Here is an 18,430-nt window from a genome sequence, read left to right as displayed (position 1 = left end):
TGGGCGAGGGGTTCGACCTGCGGGTGGATCGGCCGTGGCGGGTGCGGTTGTTGGTGGTCGGTCCGGGTGAGTTCGTGTTGTCGGTGGTGGCGCATCACGTGGCGGTGGACGGTTGGTCGATGGGGGTGCTGGCGCGGGATCTGGAGGCGGCGTATGCGGCGCGTTGTGAGGGGCGTGTGCCGGGGTGGGGTCCGTTGGCGGTGCAGTACGCGGATTACGCGTTGTGGCAGCGTGCGGTGCTGGGTGAGCTGGAGGACCCGGAGAGTGTGAGCAGCCGTCAACTCGCGTTCTGGCGGGAGGCGTTGGCGGATCTGCCGCAGGAGATCGCTCTGCCTGTGGATCGGGCTCGGCCTGCTGTGCCGAGTTTTGCGGGGCGGATGGTTCCGGTGGTTGCGGGTGCGGGGACGCATGCGGGGCTGGTGGAGTTGGCGGGGCGTGGGCGGGCGACGATGTTCATGGTCGTGCACGCGGCGGTGGGTGTGCTGCTGGCGAAGTTGGGGGCGGGGGAGGACGTTCCGTTGGGGACGCCGGTCGCCGGGCGGGGTGAGGCGGCGTTGGAGGGGCTGGCGGGCTTCTTCGTGAACACGCTGGTCCTGCGGACGGACTTGAGTGGTGATCCGACCTTCGCGGAGTTGCTGGAGCGGGTGCGGGGGGCCGACCTCGCGGCGTACGCGCATCAGGACGTGCCCTTCGAGCGGCTGGTGGAGGAGCTGAATCCCTCGCGGTCCCTGTCCCGCACCCCGCTGTTCCAGGTCATGCTGGCCTTGCAGAACGTGCCCGAAGCCGCCTGGGACCTGCCCGGCGTACGCGTCAGCCCCGAGCCGCCGCCGCCCCGGCTCGCGGCCCGGTTCGACCTCGCGGTGTCCATGGTCGAACGCCGCGACGCGCTCGGCGCGCCCGCCGGACTCGACGGCGAGATCCTCTACGCCACCGACCTGTTCGACGCCGACACGGTCCGCGCCCTGGCCCAGCGCCTGACGCACGTCCTGGACCAGGTCGCCGCCGACCCGGGGATTCGCCTCAGAGACGTGGACGTCCTGACCGCCGACGAGCGGGCCCGGATGGTGGAGCGCTGGAACGACTCCGACCTGCCCGTGTCACCCGACTCGGTCGTCGAACTCTTCGAGGAGCGGGCCGCGTGGTCGCCCGACGCCATCGCCGTCGAGGCGGGGGAGCGGGGCGAGCACGCCCTGACGTACGGAGAGCTGTCCTCCGAGGCGGCGCGGCTCGCCCGGCACCTGGTGCGCGCGGGCGTCGGCCCGGAGTGCAGGGTGGCGGTCGTGGCCGAGCGGTCCGTGGCGCTGGTGGTGTCCCTCGTCGCCGTCGCGATGGCCGGCGGGGTGTTCGTGCCGGTCGACCCGGAGTACCCGGCGGACCGAGTGGCGTTCCTGCTGGCGGACTCCGATCCGGCGGTGGTGCTCTGCACGACCGCGACGCGGGACGCGGTGCCGGCGGAGACCGGGCCGGAGGAGACCGTGGCCCCGGGCGCCCCTGCGCTCATCACCGCGAGCCCGCCCGGGCGCACAACTCGCCGCGCGCGCCGCGTCGTGGTCGTCGACGACCCGGCGGTCGCCCAGGAGGTGGCCTCGTACGCGTCCGGCCCGCTGGGACTCTCGGAGCGCCTGGCGCCCCTGACGGCGGACAACGCCGCGTACGTCATCTACACCTCGGGTTCCACGGGCGTCCCGAAGGGCGTCGCGGTCCCCCACCACGGTCTGCGCAACGTCGTGGAGGACAACATCCTGCGGTACCGGCTCGGCGGGGACAGCCGCGTCCTGCAGCTCGTGTCCCCCAGCTTCGACGTCTCCATGGCCGACATATGGCCGGCGCTGTGCGCGGGCGCCCGGCTCGTCCTCGCGCCCCCGAAGCTGGACGCGTCCGGCGACGAGCTGACCCGCCTCATGCGCGCCCGGCGCGTCACCCACCTGGCGACCACCCCGACCTACCTGCTCCAGATGGACGCCGACGAGCTGCCGGAGCTGCGGCTGCTCATCGTCGGCGGCGAGCCCATGCCGCCCGCGGCACGCCGCCGCTGGCAGCGGGGCCGCGCCCTGTACGTCCAGTACGGCGTCACCGAGGCGACGATCATCTCCACGGTGAGCGCCGTCCGGCACGACCGCGACGGCACCACCCCGATCGGCGGCCCCATCGCCAACACCCGTGTCTACGCCCTCGATCCGGCCCTGCGGCCGGTGCCGGTGGGGGTGCCGGGCGAGCTGTACGTCACCGGGGCCGGGGTCGCGCGCGGCTACCTGGGGCGGTCCGCGCTCTCCGCGGAGCGGTTCGTCGCGAGCCCGTTCGGAACGGGGGAGCGGATGTACCGCACCGGGGACGTGGTGCGGTGGACCAGCGAGGGCGAACTCGTCTTCGCGGGCCGCGCCGACGCCCAGGTCAAGGTGCGGGGACACCGGATCGAACCCGGCGAGATCGAGGCCGCGCTCGCGGGCTGCCCCGGCGTGCGCGAGGCCGTCGCCATGGTCCGCGAGGACACCCCGGGCCGGCGCCGCCTCATCGGCTACGCCGCCGCCGACCCACGGGCCGTGGACGGGCGGACCGTGCGCGCGTACGCCGCCGGAGTGCTGCCCGAGCACATGGTGCCGACGGCGGTCGTCGTCCTGGACGCCCTGCCGCTGACCGCCAACGGCAAACTGGACAGGGCCGCGCTGCCCGCCCCCGACTTCGCCGAGCGTGTGTCCGGCCGGGAGCCGCGCACGGAGACCGAGCGCATCCTGTGCGACCTCTTCGCGGAGATGCTGCGACTCGACAGGGTCGGAGCCGACGACGGCTTCTTCGAGCTGGGCGGCGACTCGATCAGCTCCATGCAACTGGTGTCGCGGGCGCGCCGGGCGGGCCTCGTCATGACGCCCCGGCACGTGTTCGAGGAGAAGACCCCCGAACGCCTCGCGGCCGTGGTGGAGGAGGCGGCGACGGGGCGGGAGCGCGCCCCCGCCGACATCGGGGTGGGAGACGTGCCGTGGACGCCGGTCATGCGGGCGTTCGGCGAGCGCGCGACCGGCCACCGCTTCGCCCAGTGGACGACCGTCGGAGCCCCGGCGGGGCTCGGCACGGACGTACTGGCGGCCGGACTCGGCGCGCTGCTCGACACCCACGCCATGCTGCGGGCCCGCGCCGTCCCCGGCCACCCCGGCCTGGTCGTCGACGAGCCCGGTTCGGCGCACGCGGAGGACCAGGTGGCGCGCGTGGACGCCGCCGACGACGACCTGGACGGCGTCGCGGGGCGGGCGGCCCGCGAGGCGGTGGAACGCCTCGACCCCAGGTCCGGCGTCATGGCTCAGGCCGTCTGGGTCGACGCGGGGCCCGCACGCACCGGCCGTATCGTGCTCGTCCTGCACCACCTCGTGGTCGACGGCGTGTCCTGGCGGATACTGCTCCCGGACCTCCGGGCCGCCTGCGAGGCCGTGGCCGCGGGCCGCGCGCCGGAACTCGACCCGGTGGGCACGTCGTTCCGGCGCTGGGCCCACCTGCTCGCCGACCAGGCGCGCACGGAACAGCGGGTCGCGGAGCTCGACGACTGGATCTCCCTGCTCGGCGAGCACCAGCGCCCCCTGGGCAGCCGCGACCTCGACCCCGCGGTGGACACCGCGCGCACCCTGCGCCGACGCTCATGGACACTGCGGCCCGAGCGGGCGGCCACCCTGGTGGGCCGCACTCCGGCGGCCTTCCACTGCGGCGTGCGCGAGGTGCTGCTCGCGACCCTCGCGGGCGCGGTCGCCCACTGGCGTCCCGAGACCGCCGCAGGGCTCCTGGTGGAGGTCGAGGGCCACGGCCGCGCACCGCTGGAGGGTGTCGACCTGTCCCGTACCGTCGGCTGGTTCACCGACGCCCACCCGGTCCGCCTGGCGGTGGCCGCCGTCGACCTGGACGACGCTATGGCCGGCGGCCCGGCGGCGGGTACGTTGATGAAGGCGGTCAAGGAGCAGGTCCGGGCCGTGCCCGGCGACGGCCTCGGCCACCAGCTGCTCCGCCGGCTCAACCCCGCCACGGCCCCGGTCCTGGCGGCCGCGCCGACCGCGCGGATCGGCTTCAACTACCTCGGCCGGTTCGACGCGGGAACGGCGGGCGCCGTCGGCGACTGGCAGCAGGCCGGGGCCGAGGCGGTCGGCGGCTCCACCGACCCCGACCTGCCGGCGATGCACACGGTGGAAGGACTCGCGGTCGTCCGGGACACCCCCGAAGGCCCCGAACTCACCGTGACCCTCACCCACCCGCGACAGCTCCTGGACGCCGCCGACGTGGAACGCCTCGGCCGGACCTGGGTGCGCATGCTCGACGGCCTCGCCGCGCACACCGAGGAACCCGCGGCCGGCGGCCACACCCCGTCCGACTTCCATCTCCTCGACCTCGAACAGGACGAGGTCGACCAGTTCGAAGCGATAGCAGCCGAGCTAGAGGAGGGCCTGTCCCGGTGAAGACTCCGACTGCCGCCCATGGCGCGACCCGGTCAGCGGCCAGGACCCCGGCCAACGGCTCCGCCCTGGCCGGCGTATGGCCCCTGTCGCCGCTCCAGGAAGGCCTGCTCTTCCACGCCGACTTCGACGACCGGGGCCCCGACGTCTACGCCGTGCAGTTCCTGCTGACGATCGAAGGCCCCCTGAACACGCACCGGCTCCGCAGGTCATGGGGAGCGCTCCTCGGCCGGCACGCGGCGCTGCGGGCCAGCTTCCACCGCAGGAAGTCGGGCGAGGCCGTCCAGCTCATCACCCGCAATGTGACGACACCTTGGCGCCAGGCCGACGTGTCCGGCCTCGCCGAACCCGACCGCTCGGCCCGCGCCGACGAACTGGCCGCGCGGGAACAGGAGGAACGCCTCGACCTGACGGCCCCGCCCCTGCTCCGCCTGCTCCTCATCCGGCTCGACGACAACCGGCACCGCCTCGTCGTGACCTCGCACCACCTGCTGATGGACGGTTGGTCGATGCCGGTCCTCCTCGACGAACTCTCACAGGTGTACGAGGCGGCCGGCGACGCCTCGGTGCTCGCGAGAACCGTTCCGTACCGGGACTACCTGGTGTGGCTGGGCCGGCAGGACAAGGAGGCGGCGCGGGCGGCCTGGCGCGAGGAGCTGGCCGGGGCCGACGAGCCCACCCTGATCGCCCCGGCGGACCCGGGCGGCACACCGGTGCTGCCGGACGAGCTGACGGTGCGCCTGCCCGAGGCGACCACCCGGGCGCTCACGGAGGCGGCCCGGGTGCGCGGCCTGACGGCCAACACCCTCGTCCAGGGAGCCTGGGCCCTGGTCCTCGCACACCTCACCGGACGCACGGACGTGGTGTTCGGCGCGACCGTCGCGGGCCGCCCCGCGGAACTGCCTGGCGTGGAGTCGATGGTGGGCCTGCTCATCAACACCCTGCCCGTACGGGTACGCCTCGACGGCCGACAGCCGCTCGCCGACATGCTGGCGAAGCTCCAGTCCCGTCAGTCCGGCCTGCTGCCCCACCAGCACATGGGGCTCGCGGAGATCCAGAGGTCGGCGGGCTCCGGCGCGGTCTTCGACACGCTCGTGGTCTACGAGAACTACCCCACCCCGCCCGCGAGGCCGGCCGCCCCCGCCGGCGTCACCTTCACCGTCTCCCCGGGCCGTCAGGCCACCAACTACCCCCTGACCCTCGGCGTCCTCATGGCCGACCGCCTCCACGTCCGCTTCTCGTACCGCCCCGACCTGCTGGACCGGCGAACGGTCACCGGTCTCGGACAGTGCCTGACGCGGGTCCTTGAGCAGGTGGTGGCCGATCCGTCGGTGCCGGTGGGCCGGGTGGACGTGGCGGGTCCTTCGGTGCGGGAGCGGGTGGTGGTGGCCTGGAACGCGACGGCGGAGCCGGTGCCGGGTTCTTCCGTGCCGGGGTTGTTGGCGCGGCAGGTGGAGCGGACGCCGGACGCGGTGGCTGTCGCGGGTGGTGAAGTGTGTTTGTCGTATGCGGAGTTGGGTGAGCGTGCGGGGTGTGTGGCGGCGTATCTGGTGGGTTGTGGTGTGGGTCGTGGTGATCGTGTCGCGGTGGTGATGGAGCGGTCGGCCGATCTGCTGGTGGCTTTGTTGGGTGTGTGGTGGGCGGGTGCCGCGTATGTGCCGGTGGACCCGGGGTATCCGGCGGACCGGGTGGCGTTCCTGCTGGCGGACTCCGATCCGGTGGTGGTGCTGTGTGAGCGGCGCACGCGTGGGGTGGTTCCTGACGGTGTCGCGCTGAAGACGGTGGTCCTGGACGACGCCGAGGTGATGTCGGCCATCGACAGGTGTCCCGTGGCCGGCGTCGCGGTGGGTGCGGATGACGTGGCGTATGTGATGTACACGTCGGGGTCGACGGGTGTGCCGAAGGGTGTGGCGGTGCCGCATGGGTGTGTGGCGGGGTTGGTGGGGGATGCGGGGTGGTCGGTGGGCAGTGGTGATGCGGTGTTGATGCATGCTCCGCATGCGTTTGATGTGTCGTTGTTCGAGGTGTGGGTGCCGTTGGTGGTGGGTGCCCGGGTGGTGGTGGCGGGTTCGGGTGTCGTTGACGCGGGTCGGGTGCGTGCGGCGGTGGCCGAGGGTGTGACGTCGGTGCATGTGACGGCGGGGTTGTTCCGGGTGCTTGCGGAGGAGTCCCCGGAGTGTTTCGCCGGGTTGCGTGAGGTGCTGACCGGCGGGGACGTGGTTCCGGCCGGGGCGGTGGCGCGGGTGCGTGAGGCGTGTCCGGACGTGGCGGTGCGGCATCTGTACGGGCCGACGGAGGTCACGCTGTGCGCGACGTGGCATGTGCTGCCGGTGGGCGTGCCGGGGCGGTCGGTGCTGCCGATCGGGCGGCCGTTGGCGAACCGGCAGGTGTATGTCCTGGACGCGTTCCTGCGGCCGGTGGGCCCGGGGGTGACCGGTGAGGTGTACGTGGCCGGTACGGGCCTGGCGCAGGGGTATCTGCGGCGGTCGGGGGTCACGGCCGAGCGGTTCGTGGCGTGTCCGTTCGGTGCGGGTGGCGGCCGGATGTACCGGACGGGTGATGTGGCCCGCTGGACGTCCGAGGGCGAGTTGCTGTTCGCGGGGCGTGCGGATGAGCAGGTGAAGATCCGTGGGTTCCGGGTCGAGCCGGGTGAGGTGGAGGCGGTCCTTGCCGGGCATGCCGCGGTGCGGCAGGCGGTGGTGCTGGCCCGCCAGGACGGCGGCCCCGGCGACAAGCGGCTGGTCGGCTACGTGACCGTGGACGACCAAGGCCTTGGCTCGCGGGATCTGCGGGCGTACGTGGCGGAACGCCTTCCCGAGTACATGGTTCCTGCGGCCCTGGTCGTTCTGGAGGAGCTGCCGCTCACGCCGAACGGCAAGGTCGACCGGGCCGCCCTGCCCGCGCCCGACTTCGCCTCCCGCACCACCGGCCGCGAACCGCGTAATGAGGCCGAACGCGTCCTGTGCGATGTGTTCGCCGATGTGCTCGGCCTGGAGCGGGTCGGGGCAGAGGACAGCTTCTTCGCGCTCGGCGGCGACTCGATCAGTTCCATGCAACTGGCCTCACGCGCACGCCGTTCTGGACTCGTGGTCACTCCCCGCCAGGTCTTCGAGGAGAAGACGCCCGAACGCCTCGCGACCGTCTCGGAGCGGGCCGGCAAGGCCGGCCCGGCGCACGACGACGGCGTGGGCGAGGTGCCCTGGACGCCGGTGATGCGGGCCCTCGGCGAGCGTGCCGCCGACCCCCGGTTCGCGCAGTGGGTGGTGCTCGGCGCACCCGCCGACCTGGGCCTCGACGTCCTCACCGCCGGGCTCAACGCCGTACTGGACACCCACGCCATGCTGCGGTCCCGCACGATCCCCGGGGAGTACACGTCGCGGGTGGGCGCACCGGGTTCCGTGGACGCGGGGCGTCTCGTCGAGCGCGTGGGCGTGGAGGCGGGTGAGGCAGCCGACGCGGCCTTGGACGAGGTCGCGGGGCGGGCGGCCCGCACGGCCGTGGAACTGCTCGATCCGAGCGCCGGTGTGATGGTCCGGGCGGTGTGGGTCGACGCAGGGCCCGGCCAGATGGGCCGACTGGTGCTCGTGGCCCACCACTCGGCGGTGGACGGCATGTCCTGGCGGGTGCTGACGGCGGACCTGCGGGCCGCCTGCGAGGCCGCTGCCGCCGGGCGCACACCGCGCCTCGACCCGGTGGGGACCTCGTTCCGCCGCTGGGCGGAGCTGCTGGCCACGGAGGCTGCCGGTGAGCGGCGGGCCGCCGAGCTGGCGGACTGGCTGACCCTGCTCGGCCCCTCGCCACAGGCTCCGCTCGGGCACCGTGCGCTCGACCCGGACGTCGACACCGTACGCACCCTGCGCCAGCGCTCGTGGATCGTGCCGCCGGCCCGGGCCGCGTCGGTGCTGAGCCGGATGCCGAACGCGTTCCACTGCGGCGTGGACGACGTGCTCCTGGCCGCCTTGGCGGGCGCCGTCGCGCACTGCCGGCCGGACGCCGCCCCGGAAATCCTGGTCGACGTCGAGGGGCACGGCCGGGAGCCGATCGGGGACGTGGACCTGTCACGCACGGTGGGCTGGTTCACCACCGCCCGGCCCGTGCGCCTGGACGTGACGGGGATCGACCTCTCCCGGGCCCTGGCGGGCGGCGCCGACGCGGGCAGACTCCTGAAGACCGTCAAGGAGCAGGCGCGGGCCGTGCCGGGCGACGGGCTCGGCCACGCACTGCTGCGCCACCTCAACCCCGCGACCGCCCCCGCCCTGGAGGCCGCGCCCGCCCCGCAGATCGGCTTCAACTACCTCGGCCGGTTCGCCCCGGGGGACACCGGCACGGGCGTCCCCTGGCAGCCGACCGGTGGGACCGCCATCGGCGGCTCCGTCCACCCCGACACGCCCCTCCCGCACGCCCTGGAGGCGAACGTGGCCGTGCGGGACACCCCGGAGGGACCCGCGCTGGAGCTGCGGCTGAGCTGGCCGGGCGCCGTCCTCGGGGAGCGGGAGGCCGAGCGGATCGGCAACACCTGGACGCGGCTGCTCGGCGGTCTCGCGGAGCACACGGCGAGCCCCGGCGCGGGCGGCCACACGCCCCGCGACTTCCCGCTCCTGGCCGCCGGAGCCCTGACGCAGGACGGAGTCGAACGGCTGGAGGCCGCGGTGCCGGACCTGGCCGACGTATGGCCGCTGTCGCCGCTGCAGGAAGGCATGCTGTTCCACGCCCTGTTCGACGGGGAGGCCCCGAAGGCCGCCGGGGAAGGCCACAAGGCCGACATGCCCGACCCCGACCCCGGCATCCGAGGCCCCCACCCCGACGGGCGGCCCCCCGGGTCCGCCGCCACGGAAAGCCCTGACGCCTATCAGAGTCAGCGTGTGCTCGCCGTGGACGGGCCGCTGGACGCCGCCAGGCTGCGGGCCGCGTGGCAGGGGCTGATCGCGCGGCACGACGCGCTGCGCGCGAGTTTCCACCGCCTCGCGTCGGGCGAGGCCGTGCAGGTCGTGGCGCGGGAGGCGGAACTGCCCTGGCGTGAGGTCGACCTGTCGGACCGTACGGAGGCCGAGGCGCTCGCCGAGGCGGAGCGCCTCGCCGCGTCCGAGGCGGCCGAACGCCTCGACCTGACGGCGGCGCCCCTGCTGCGGCTGCTCCTGATCCGCGTCGGCGAGCGGCGGCACCGCCTGGTCGTCACCAGCCACCACATCGTGGCGGACGGCTGGTCGACGCCGATCCTGCTCGCCGAGGTGGCCGCCGCCTACGCGACGCCGGGCGAGCCGTCCCCGCCCGGACGCACGGCCTCGTACGGCGACTACCTGGCGTGGCTGGACCGGCAGGACAAGGAAGCGGCACGGGCCGCCTGGCGCGAGGAGCTGGCGGGGGCCGACGAGCCGACCCTCGTGGCCCCGGCGGAGTCGGGCAGTGCCCCCGTCCCGTGCGAGGAACGCTCGGTTCGCCTGTCGCGCGAGGCGACCCGCGCCGTGACCGAACTGGCCCGCACCCGGGGGCTGACGGTGAACACCGTGGCGCAGGGAGCGTGGGCGCTCGTCCTCGCGCGTCTGGCCCGGCGCACCGACGTGGTGTTCGGCACCACGGTCGCGGGGCGCCCCGCGGAGATCCCCGGCGTGGAGTCGACGATCGGCCTGTTCATCAACACGCTGCCGGTCCGCGTGCGGCTCGACGCCCGGCAGCCCGTCCTCGCCATGCTGGAAGAACTGCAAGCGCGACAGACCGGCTTGATGGCGCATCAGCACATCGGCCTCTCCGAGATCCAGGCGGCCGGTGGGGCGGGAGCCGTCTTCGACACGATGCTGATGTTCGAGAGCTACCCGCGCGGCGCCGCGCCCCGGCCGGACCCCGGCCCGGCGGGCACCGGCGTCACGCTCACCCAGGTGGACAGCCGGATCGGGACGCACTACCCGCTGGCCGTCGGTGTCGTGCCCGACGAGCGTCTGGGCGTCCGCGTCACCTACCGGCCGGACGTGTGCGACGGGCGGCAGGCCCTGCGGGCGGGCAGGCAGCTCGTCCGCGTCCTTGAGCAGCTCACCGCCGATCCGGCGCTGCGGGTGGGCGACGTCGACGTACTGGAGGAGGCCGAGCGGTCGTCGGTGCTCGACCGGTGGAACGCCACCGACGGGCCCGTCCCGGCGGGGACGCTCGGCGAGCTGTTCGCAGCGCAGGTGCGGCGGACGCCGGACGCGGTGGCGGTGATCGCGGCGGACCGGCGGTGGACGTACGCGCGGCTCGACCGGGCCGCCGACCACGTGGCGCACGGGTTGCGGGCGCGCGGTGTGCGCAGGGGCGACCTCGTCGGCGTGGTGATGGAACGCTCGGCCGACGTCGTCGCGGTCCTGCTGGGCGCGGCCAAGGCGGGAGCGGCGTTCGTCCCGGTGGACCCGGCCTACCCCGCCGAGCGGATCGCGCACGTGCTGGACGACGCCCGCCCCGCGCTGGTGGTGTGCACGGCCACGACCGAGCCGGTGCTCCCGGCGGACGTGCCCCGGTGGCCGTACGACGGAACGCTCCCGACGCACGACGGCCACCCACATCGGACGGATCATGGCGGGGGACGCGCGACGGACACCGCCTACGTCATCTACACGTCCGGCTCGACGGGGACGCCGAAGGGCGTCGTGGTCACCCACGCCGGCCTCGGCAACCTCGCCACCGGCCAGATCGAGCGGTTCGCCGTACGCCCCGCCTCCCGCGTCCTGCAACTGGCGTCCTGGAGCTTCGACGCCGCCGTCTCCGAGCTGTGCATGGCGCTCCTCTCGGGAGCGGCGCTCGTGGTGGCGGGCGCGGACCGGCTGCCGCCGCACGTCCCGCTCGCGGACGTCGCCGCCGAGTTCGGGGTGACGCACATGACGGTGCCGCCCTCGGTCCTCGCGACGGTGGACACGCTCCCGGACACCGTGGAGACCCTGATCGTCGCGGGTGAGGAGTGCCCGCCGCGGCTGGCCGAGCGGTGGGCCGACCGCCGTCTCGTCAACGCCTACGGACCGACGGAGGTGACCGTCTGCGCCGCGATGAGCGAACCGCTGCGCGCGACCGCGGACGGCCCCGTGCCGGTCGGGCGTCCGCTCGTCAACAGCCGGGTGTACGTCCTCGACGACTTCCTGAAGCCGGTCGCCCCCGGCGCCGTCGGTGAGCTGTACGTCGTCGGCCCCGGCCTGGCCCGCGGCTACCTCCACCGGCCCGACCTGACCGCCCAGCGGTTCGTCGCGAACCCCTTCCGCGGGCCCGGTGACGCGGACCGCATGTACCGGACGGGCGACCTGGCCCGCTGGACGCCCGAGGGAGAGCTGCTGTTCGCGGGGCGCGCGGACGAGCAGGTCAAGGTGCGGGGGTTCCGGGTGGAGCCGGACGAGGTGCGGGCGGTGCTCGCCCGGCACGAGGCGGTCGCGCGGGCCGTGGTGCTCGCGCGTCAGGACGTCCCGGGGGAGCGGCGGCTCGTCGGGTACGTGGTCCCGGTCCCGGGGAGTGCGGACGTGGACGGGCGGGAGCTGCGGGACCACCTGGCGGACCGGCTCCCGGAGTACATGGTCCCTGCGGCGGTCGTCGTCCTCGACGCCCTGCCGCTGACCGTCAACGGCAAACTCGACCGGGGCGCGCTGCCCGCGCCGGACTTCGCCGCCCGGGTGACGGGGCGCGCGCCGCGCACCGGGACCGAGCGCCTTCTGTGCGGGCTGTTCGCGGACGTGCTCGGCATGGAGCGGGTCGGGGCCGAGGACGGCTTCTTCGAGCTGGGCGGTGACTCGATCAGCTCCATGCAGCTCGCCGCGCGGGCCAGGGAGGCGGGCCTCGTGGTGACGCCGCGGCAGGTCTTCGAGGAGAAGACGCCGGAACGGCTCGCACGGGTCGTCACCGCGGCCGGGCCGGAGAACGTGGCCGCCGACGTGGGTGTGGGCGACGTGCCCTGGACGCCGGTGATGCGGGCGTTCGGCGAGCGCGCCACGGGGCCAGGGTTCGCGCAGTGGGTGATCCTCGGCGTCCCGGCCGCGCTGGGGCTCGACGTGGTGGCCGCCGGTCTCGGCGCCGTCCTGGACACGCACGACATGCTGCGGGCCCGCGCGGTCCCCGGCGAGCCGAAGCTGGTCGTCGGGGAGCCGGGGACGGTGGACGCCGCCGCCCTGGTGTCCCGGGTCCCCGCGGCGCCCGGTGAGAGCCACGACGTCGCGGAGCGGGCGGCGCGCGAGGCGGCGGGTCACCTCGACCCGGCATCGGGCGCGATGGTGCGCGCGGTGTGGGTGGACGCCGGCCCCGAGCACCCCGGGCACCTGGTGGTCGTCGCGCACCACCTGGTGGTGGACGGGGTGTCCTGGCGGGTCCTCGTACCGGACCTGCGGGCCGCCTGCGAGGCGGCGGCGGCCGGGCACGAGCCGCGCCCCGCACCGGTCGCGACCTCGTTCAGGCGCTGGGCGGAACTGCTGGTGGCGGAGGCCGCCGACGAGCGGCGCACCGCCGAACTCGACGTTTGGCTGACCCTGCTCGGCGAGGACCGGCGTCCCGTGGGAACCCGCGCCCTCGACCCGGCCGTGGACACCGTGCGGACCCTGCGCCGGACCTCCTGGACGCTGCCGGCCGGGCAGGCGGCCACGCTGGTGGGCAGGACCGCGGCGGCCTTCCACTGCGGAGTCGACACCGTCCTGCTCGCCGCCCTCGCGGGCGCGGTCGCGCACTGGCGGCCCGAGACCGCCGCGGGGCTCCTCGTCGACGTCGAGGGGCACGGCCGCGAACCGGTCGGGGGCGCGGACCTGTCCCGCACGGTCGGCTGGTTCACCAGCTCCCACCCCGTACGCCTCACCGTGGCCGGGGTGGACCTCGACGAGGCGCGGACGGGCGGCCGCGCGGCCGGCCGACTGCTCAAGGCGGTCAAGGAGCAGGTGCGGGCGGTGCCCGGCGACGGGCTCGGCCACGCACTGCTGCGCCACCTCAACCCCGCGACCGCCCCCGCTCTTGAGGCTGCCCCGTGCGCGCAGATCGGCTTCAACTACCTGGGCCGGTTCGCAGCGGGCCCGGCCTCCGCCGACGGCCTCTGGCAGCCGGCGGGGGAGAGCGCGATCGGCGGTTCGGCCGACCCCGGCATGCCCGCCACCCACGCCGTCGAGGCCGGGGCCGCGGTGCGGGACACCCCGGACGGGCCCGAGCTGACGCTCACCCTCAGCCACCCCGGCCTGCTGGTCACCGAGGAGGACGCCGAACGGCTCGGCCGGGCCTGGGCGGCGACGCTCGCGGGCCTCGCCGCGCACACCGAGGAGACCGGCGCGGGCGGGCACACGCCCGGTGACTTCCTCCGCGACACCCTGACACAGCACGAGGTCGAGGAGCTGGAGACGGCGGTCCCCGGCCTGGAGGACGTATGGCCGCTGTCGCCGCTCCAGTCGGGCATGCTCTTCCACGCCACCTTCGACGAGGCCGCGCCGGACGTCTACGAGGGCCAGCGGGCCCTCACCCTGGACGGGCCGCTGGACGCGGACCGGCTGCGCGCCGCGTGGGAGACGGTGCTGCGCAGGCATCCGATCCTGCGGGCGAGCTTCCACCGCCTCGCGTCGGGCGAGGCCGTGCAGGCCGTGGCGCGGGACGTCGGACTGCCCTGGCGCGAGGCCGACGTGTCGGACCTCCCGGAGGCACGAGCCCTGGCGGAGGCGGAACGCCTGGCCGAGGAGGAGCGGGCGGCACGCATCGACGTGACGCGCGCCCCGCTGCTGCGGCTCCTCCTGATCCGGGTCGGCGACGACCGGCACCGCCTCGTCATCACCAGCCACCACATCACGATGGACGGCTGGTCCCTGCCGGTCCTCGTCACCGACCTGCGGGCGGCGTACGCGGCGCACGCCGTCGGCGGCGAGCGGAGCCTGCCGCCCGTGACGTCCTACCGCGACTACCTGGCGTGGCTGGACCGGCAGGACAAGGAGGCCGCACGCGACGCCTGGCGGACCGAGCTCGCCGGACTCGACGCGCCGACCCTGGTCGTGCCCGAGGAGTCGGTACGGGTGCCGATGGAGCCCGACCGCATCCGGTTCGCGTTCCCCGCCGAGCTGTCGCGGGGCGTCGCCGGACTGGCCCGGAGCCGCGGACTCACCGTCAACACCCTGGTCCAGGGCGCGTGGGCGCTGCTCCTCGCCCGGCTCGCCCGCCGCACCGACGTGGTGTTCGGGGCGACCGTTGCGGGCAGGCCCACCGACCTGCCGGGAGCGGAGTCGGCGGTCGGCCTGTTCATCAACACCGTGCCCGTACGGGTGCCGCTGACGGCGGGGCAGCCCGTCTGCGACATGCTCACCGCCTTGCAGGAGCGTCAGGCGGCGCTCATGGCCCACCAGCACCTGGGCCTCGCCGAGATACGGCAGCACGCGGGGCGGGCGGCGACGTTCGACACGCTCGTGGTGTACGAGAACTACCCCCACCCGCCCGCGGAGGCCTCCGACCCGCACTCCCCGCGCATCACCCCGGCGGGCACACCCCGGGACATGGGGCACTACCCCCTGACCTTCGTGGTGTCACCCGGAGAGCCCCTGCACGGCGACTTCGTCTTCCGCCCCGACGTGTGCGACCGGGCCCGCGCCGAGGAACTGGTCGGGTCGCTGGTGCGCGTCCTGGAGCAGTTCGTCGCCGACCCGGCGACGCCCGTGGGCCGGGTGGACACCGTGGCCGCCGCCGGGCGCGACCTCGTCGTACGGGAGTGGAACGGCTCCCCGCAGGCGGCGTCCGATGCGGCGCCGCTGCCCGAGCTGTTCGCGCGGCAGGCGGAGCGCACGCCCGACGCGGTGGCGCTCGACCCGGGTGAACATGCTTTCTCCTACCGGGAGTTGGCGGACTCGGCCGGGCGCCTCGGGCGGTATCTGGTGCGGCACGGCGTCGGGCCGGAGTGCCGGGTGGCCGTCGTCGGCGAGCGGTCGGCCACCATGGTCGTGTCACTGCTCGCCGTGTCGATGGCCGGCGGGGCGTTCGTGCCGGTGGACGCCCGATACCCGGCGGAGCGCATCGCGTACATGCTGGGCGACGCGGCCCCGTCGGTCGTGCTGTGCGCCGAGCGCTCGCGGGCCGCGGTGCCCGCCGGGTTCCCCGGCCGGATCGTGGTGACCGACGACCCGCATGTCGCGGAGGAGGTCAGCCGGTGCGCGGGCGGCCCGGTGCGCGCCGACGAGCGGAGCGCGCCCCTGGGGGCCGCCGACGCCGCGTACGTGATCTACACATCGGGGTCGACGGGCACGCCCAAGGGCGTCGTCGTCACCCACACGGGACTCGGCGACCTCGCGCGGGCGCAGATCGGCCGCTTCGGGGTACGGGCGGACTCGCGCGTGCTCCAGTTCGCCTCGCTGAGCTTCGACGCGGCGGTCTCCGAACTCTGCATGGCGTTCCTCTCGGGCGCGGCGCTGGTGGTGCCCCCGGCGGACGACCTGCCGCCACGGGTGTCGCTCGACGAGGCGGTGCGCCGGGCGCGGGCGAGCCACGTCACCGTGCCGCCGAGCGTCCTCGCGGCCGAGGAACGGCTGCCGGACGAGCTGGAGACCGTCGTCGTCGCGGGTGAGGCGTGCCCGCGCGGACTCGTGGACCGGTGGGCGCCCGGCCGGCGGATGGTGAACGCCTACGGCCCCACGGAGACCACGGTCTGCGCCGCGATGAGCGCCCCGCTGACGCCGGGTGGCGACCTGGTGCCCATGGGGCGCCCGATGGTGGGCGTACGGGCGTTCGTCCTCGATGAGTTCCTGCTGCCGGCGCCACCCGGAGTGGCCGGTGAGCTGTACGTCGCCGGGGCCGGACTCGCGCGCGGCTACCTGGGGCGGGCGGGGCTCTCGGCGGAGCGGTTCGTGGCCTGCCCGTTCGGGGCGGGGGAGCGGATGTACCGCACCGGGGACGTGGCGCGGTGGACGGCCGGGGGCGAACTGCTCTTCGTGGGCCGGGCCGACGACCAGCTCAAGATCCGGGGCCACCGCGTCGAACCGGGCGAGATCGAGGCGGCCCTGACCGCGCACCCGGACGTCGTGCAGGCCGTCGCCGTCGTGCGCGGGGACCACGCCGACGGCGGCCGCCTCGTCGCGTACGTCGTCGCGGACCCCGCGCGGCACCCCGGCGGCGCGGACGACGCCACCGCCTGGGCCGCCGAACTGCCCGCCCACGTACGGGAACGCGTGCCGGAGCACATGGTGCCCTCGGCGTTCGTGCCGCTCGACCGGCTGCCGCTGACCGTCAACGGCAAGGTGGACCGGGCGGCCCTGCCCGCGCCCGACTTCGCCGGACGGGTGACGGACGGGAGGCCGCGCACGGCGGACGAGCGAGTCCTGTGCGAGCTGTTCGCCGAGGTGCTCGGCCTGGAGCGGGTCGGGGTCGGCGACAGCTTCTTCGAGCTGGGCGGCGACTCGATCATGTCGATGCAGCTCGCCTCGCGGGCGCGCCGCGCGGGGCTCCTGCTGACGTCACGGCAGGTCTTCGAGGAGAAGACCCCCGAGCGCCTGGCCCAGGTGGCGGAGACCCCGGGGTCCGAGCCCGCCGTCACCGACATCGGCGTCGGCGAGGTGCCCTGGACGCCCGTGATGCGGGCGCTCGGCGAGCGGGCGGCGCGCCCCGGCTTCGCGCAGTGGATGGTCCTCGGCGCCCCGGCGGACCTCGGCACGCCGACGCTGGCGGCAGGACTCGGCGCCCTGCTCGACACGCACGACATGCTGCGGGCGCGCACGGTGCCCGGCGAGCCGAAGCTGATCGTCGGCGAGCGGGGCTCGGTGGACGCCGCCGGTCTGGTCGACCGCGTGGACGCGGGGGACGCCGCCGATGCCGCGCTGGACGAGATCGCGGGCCGCGCGGCGCGTGCGGCGGTGGAACGCCTCGACCCCGCGTCCGGCGTCCTCGCGCGGGCGGTCTGGGTCGACGCGGGGCCCGGCCGCACCGGGCGCGTCGTGCTGGTGGCGCACCACCTGGTGGTGGACGGGGTGTCCTGGCGCGTCCTCGTGCCGGACCTGCGGGCGGCGTGCGAGGCGGCGGCGGCAGGCCGCGAAGCGGTGCTCGACCCGGTGGGCACGTCCTTCCGCCGCTGGGCGGAGCTGCTCGCGGCACAGGCGGCAGGCGAGGCGCGGACCGCCGAGCTCGACGCCTGGCTCACCCTGCTCGGCAAGCCCCGACCGCCGCTCGGAGCAGCGGAGTTGGACCGGGACCTGGACACCGTTGACACCCTGCTGCACCACACCTGGACGCTGCCGCTCGAACAGGCGGCCACGCTGGTGGGCCGGGCCACGGCCGCCTTCCACTGCGGGGTCGACGACATCCTCCTCGCGACGCTCGCGGGCGCGGTGGGGCACTGGCGGCCGGACACCGCCGCGGGGCTCCTCGTCGACGTCGAGGGCCACGGCCGCGAGCCGCTGGACGGCGTGGACCTGCTGCGCACGGTCGGCTGGTTCACCAGTGTGCGTCCGGTGCGCCTGGAGGTGGCCGCTGAGCACTTGGACGCCGCTATGGCGGGCGGCAGCGCTGCCGGTAGCTTGGTGAAGGCCGTCAAGGAACAGGCCAGGGCGGTGCCCGGGGACGGCCTCGGCCATGAACTGCTGCGCCATCTCAACCCCGTGACGGGGCCGGTCCTGCGGGCCGCGCCCGCCGCGCCGATCGGCTTCAACTACCTGGGCCGGTTCGCGGCGGGCGCCGAAGCGGGCGGTGGCGCCGGCGCAGGCCCGGTCGGCCCCTGGCAGCCGGCCGGCGAGACCGCGATCGGCGGTTCGGTCGACCCGGGCATGCCCGCCACGCACGTGGTGGACGCCGGCGCGGTGGTGAGGGACACCGCCGCCGGGCCCGAGCTGACGCTCACGCTGAGCTGGGCGAGCCGGCTGCTGGAGGAAGCCGACGCCCGGCGGCTCGGCGAGACCTGGCTGAAGATGCTGGCCGGCCTGGCCGCCCACGCCGCCGACCCCGCGGCAGGCGGACACACCCCGTCCGACTTCCACCTCCTCGACCTCGCACAACACCAGATCGACGAACTCGAAGCCGGATTCTCCGGTGAGCAGCCCCAGCCGTTCAGGCACCAGCCGTTGTGAGGAGAG

Annotated in this window: 2 protein-coding genes; both read left to right on the top strand. The window is 75.1% G+C overall.

Translation table 11 applies throughout. The features are described 5' to 3' along the window. The first annotated feature begins 17 nt into the window (after window positions 1-17). The gene (locus DCW30_RS01625) at window positions 18-4,430 is read left to right on the top strand and encodes an amino acid adenylation domain-containing protein (RefSeq protein WP_277820323.1); all 4,413 of its coding nucleotides are present in this window, start codon (window positions 18-20) and stop codon (window positions 4,428-4,430) included. Further along, window positions 4,427-18,424: a non-ribosomal peptide synthetase gene (locus DCW30_RS01620; protein ID WP_129299873.1), complete on the top strand. Its 13,998-nt coding sequence runs from the start codon at window positions 4,427-4,429 to the stop codon at window positions 18,422-18,424. The genes DCW30_RS01625 and DCW30_RS01620 overlap by 4 nt, the downstream gene beginning before the upstream one ends. Window positions 18,425-18,430 lie beyond the last annotated feature (6 nt).

Origin of the sequence: Streptomyces alfalfae (genome assembly GCF_004127445.1) — a bacterium.
In the GTDB taxonomy this organism is placed as follows: domain Bacteria; phylum Actinomycetota; class Actinomycetes; order Streptomycetales; family Streptomycetaceae; genus Streptomyces; species Streptomyces alfalfae.
The sequence above is the reverse complement of the archived record's forward strand: the minus strand, read 5'-3'. Positions and strand labels throughout refer to the sequence as shown.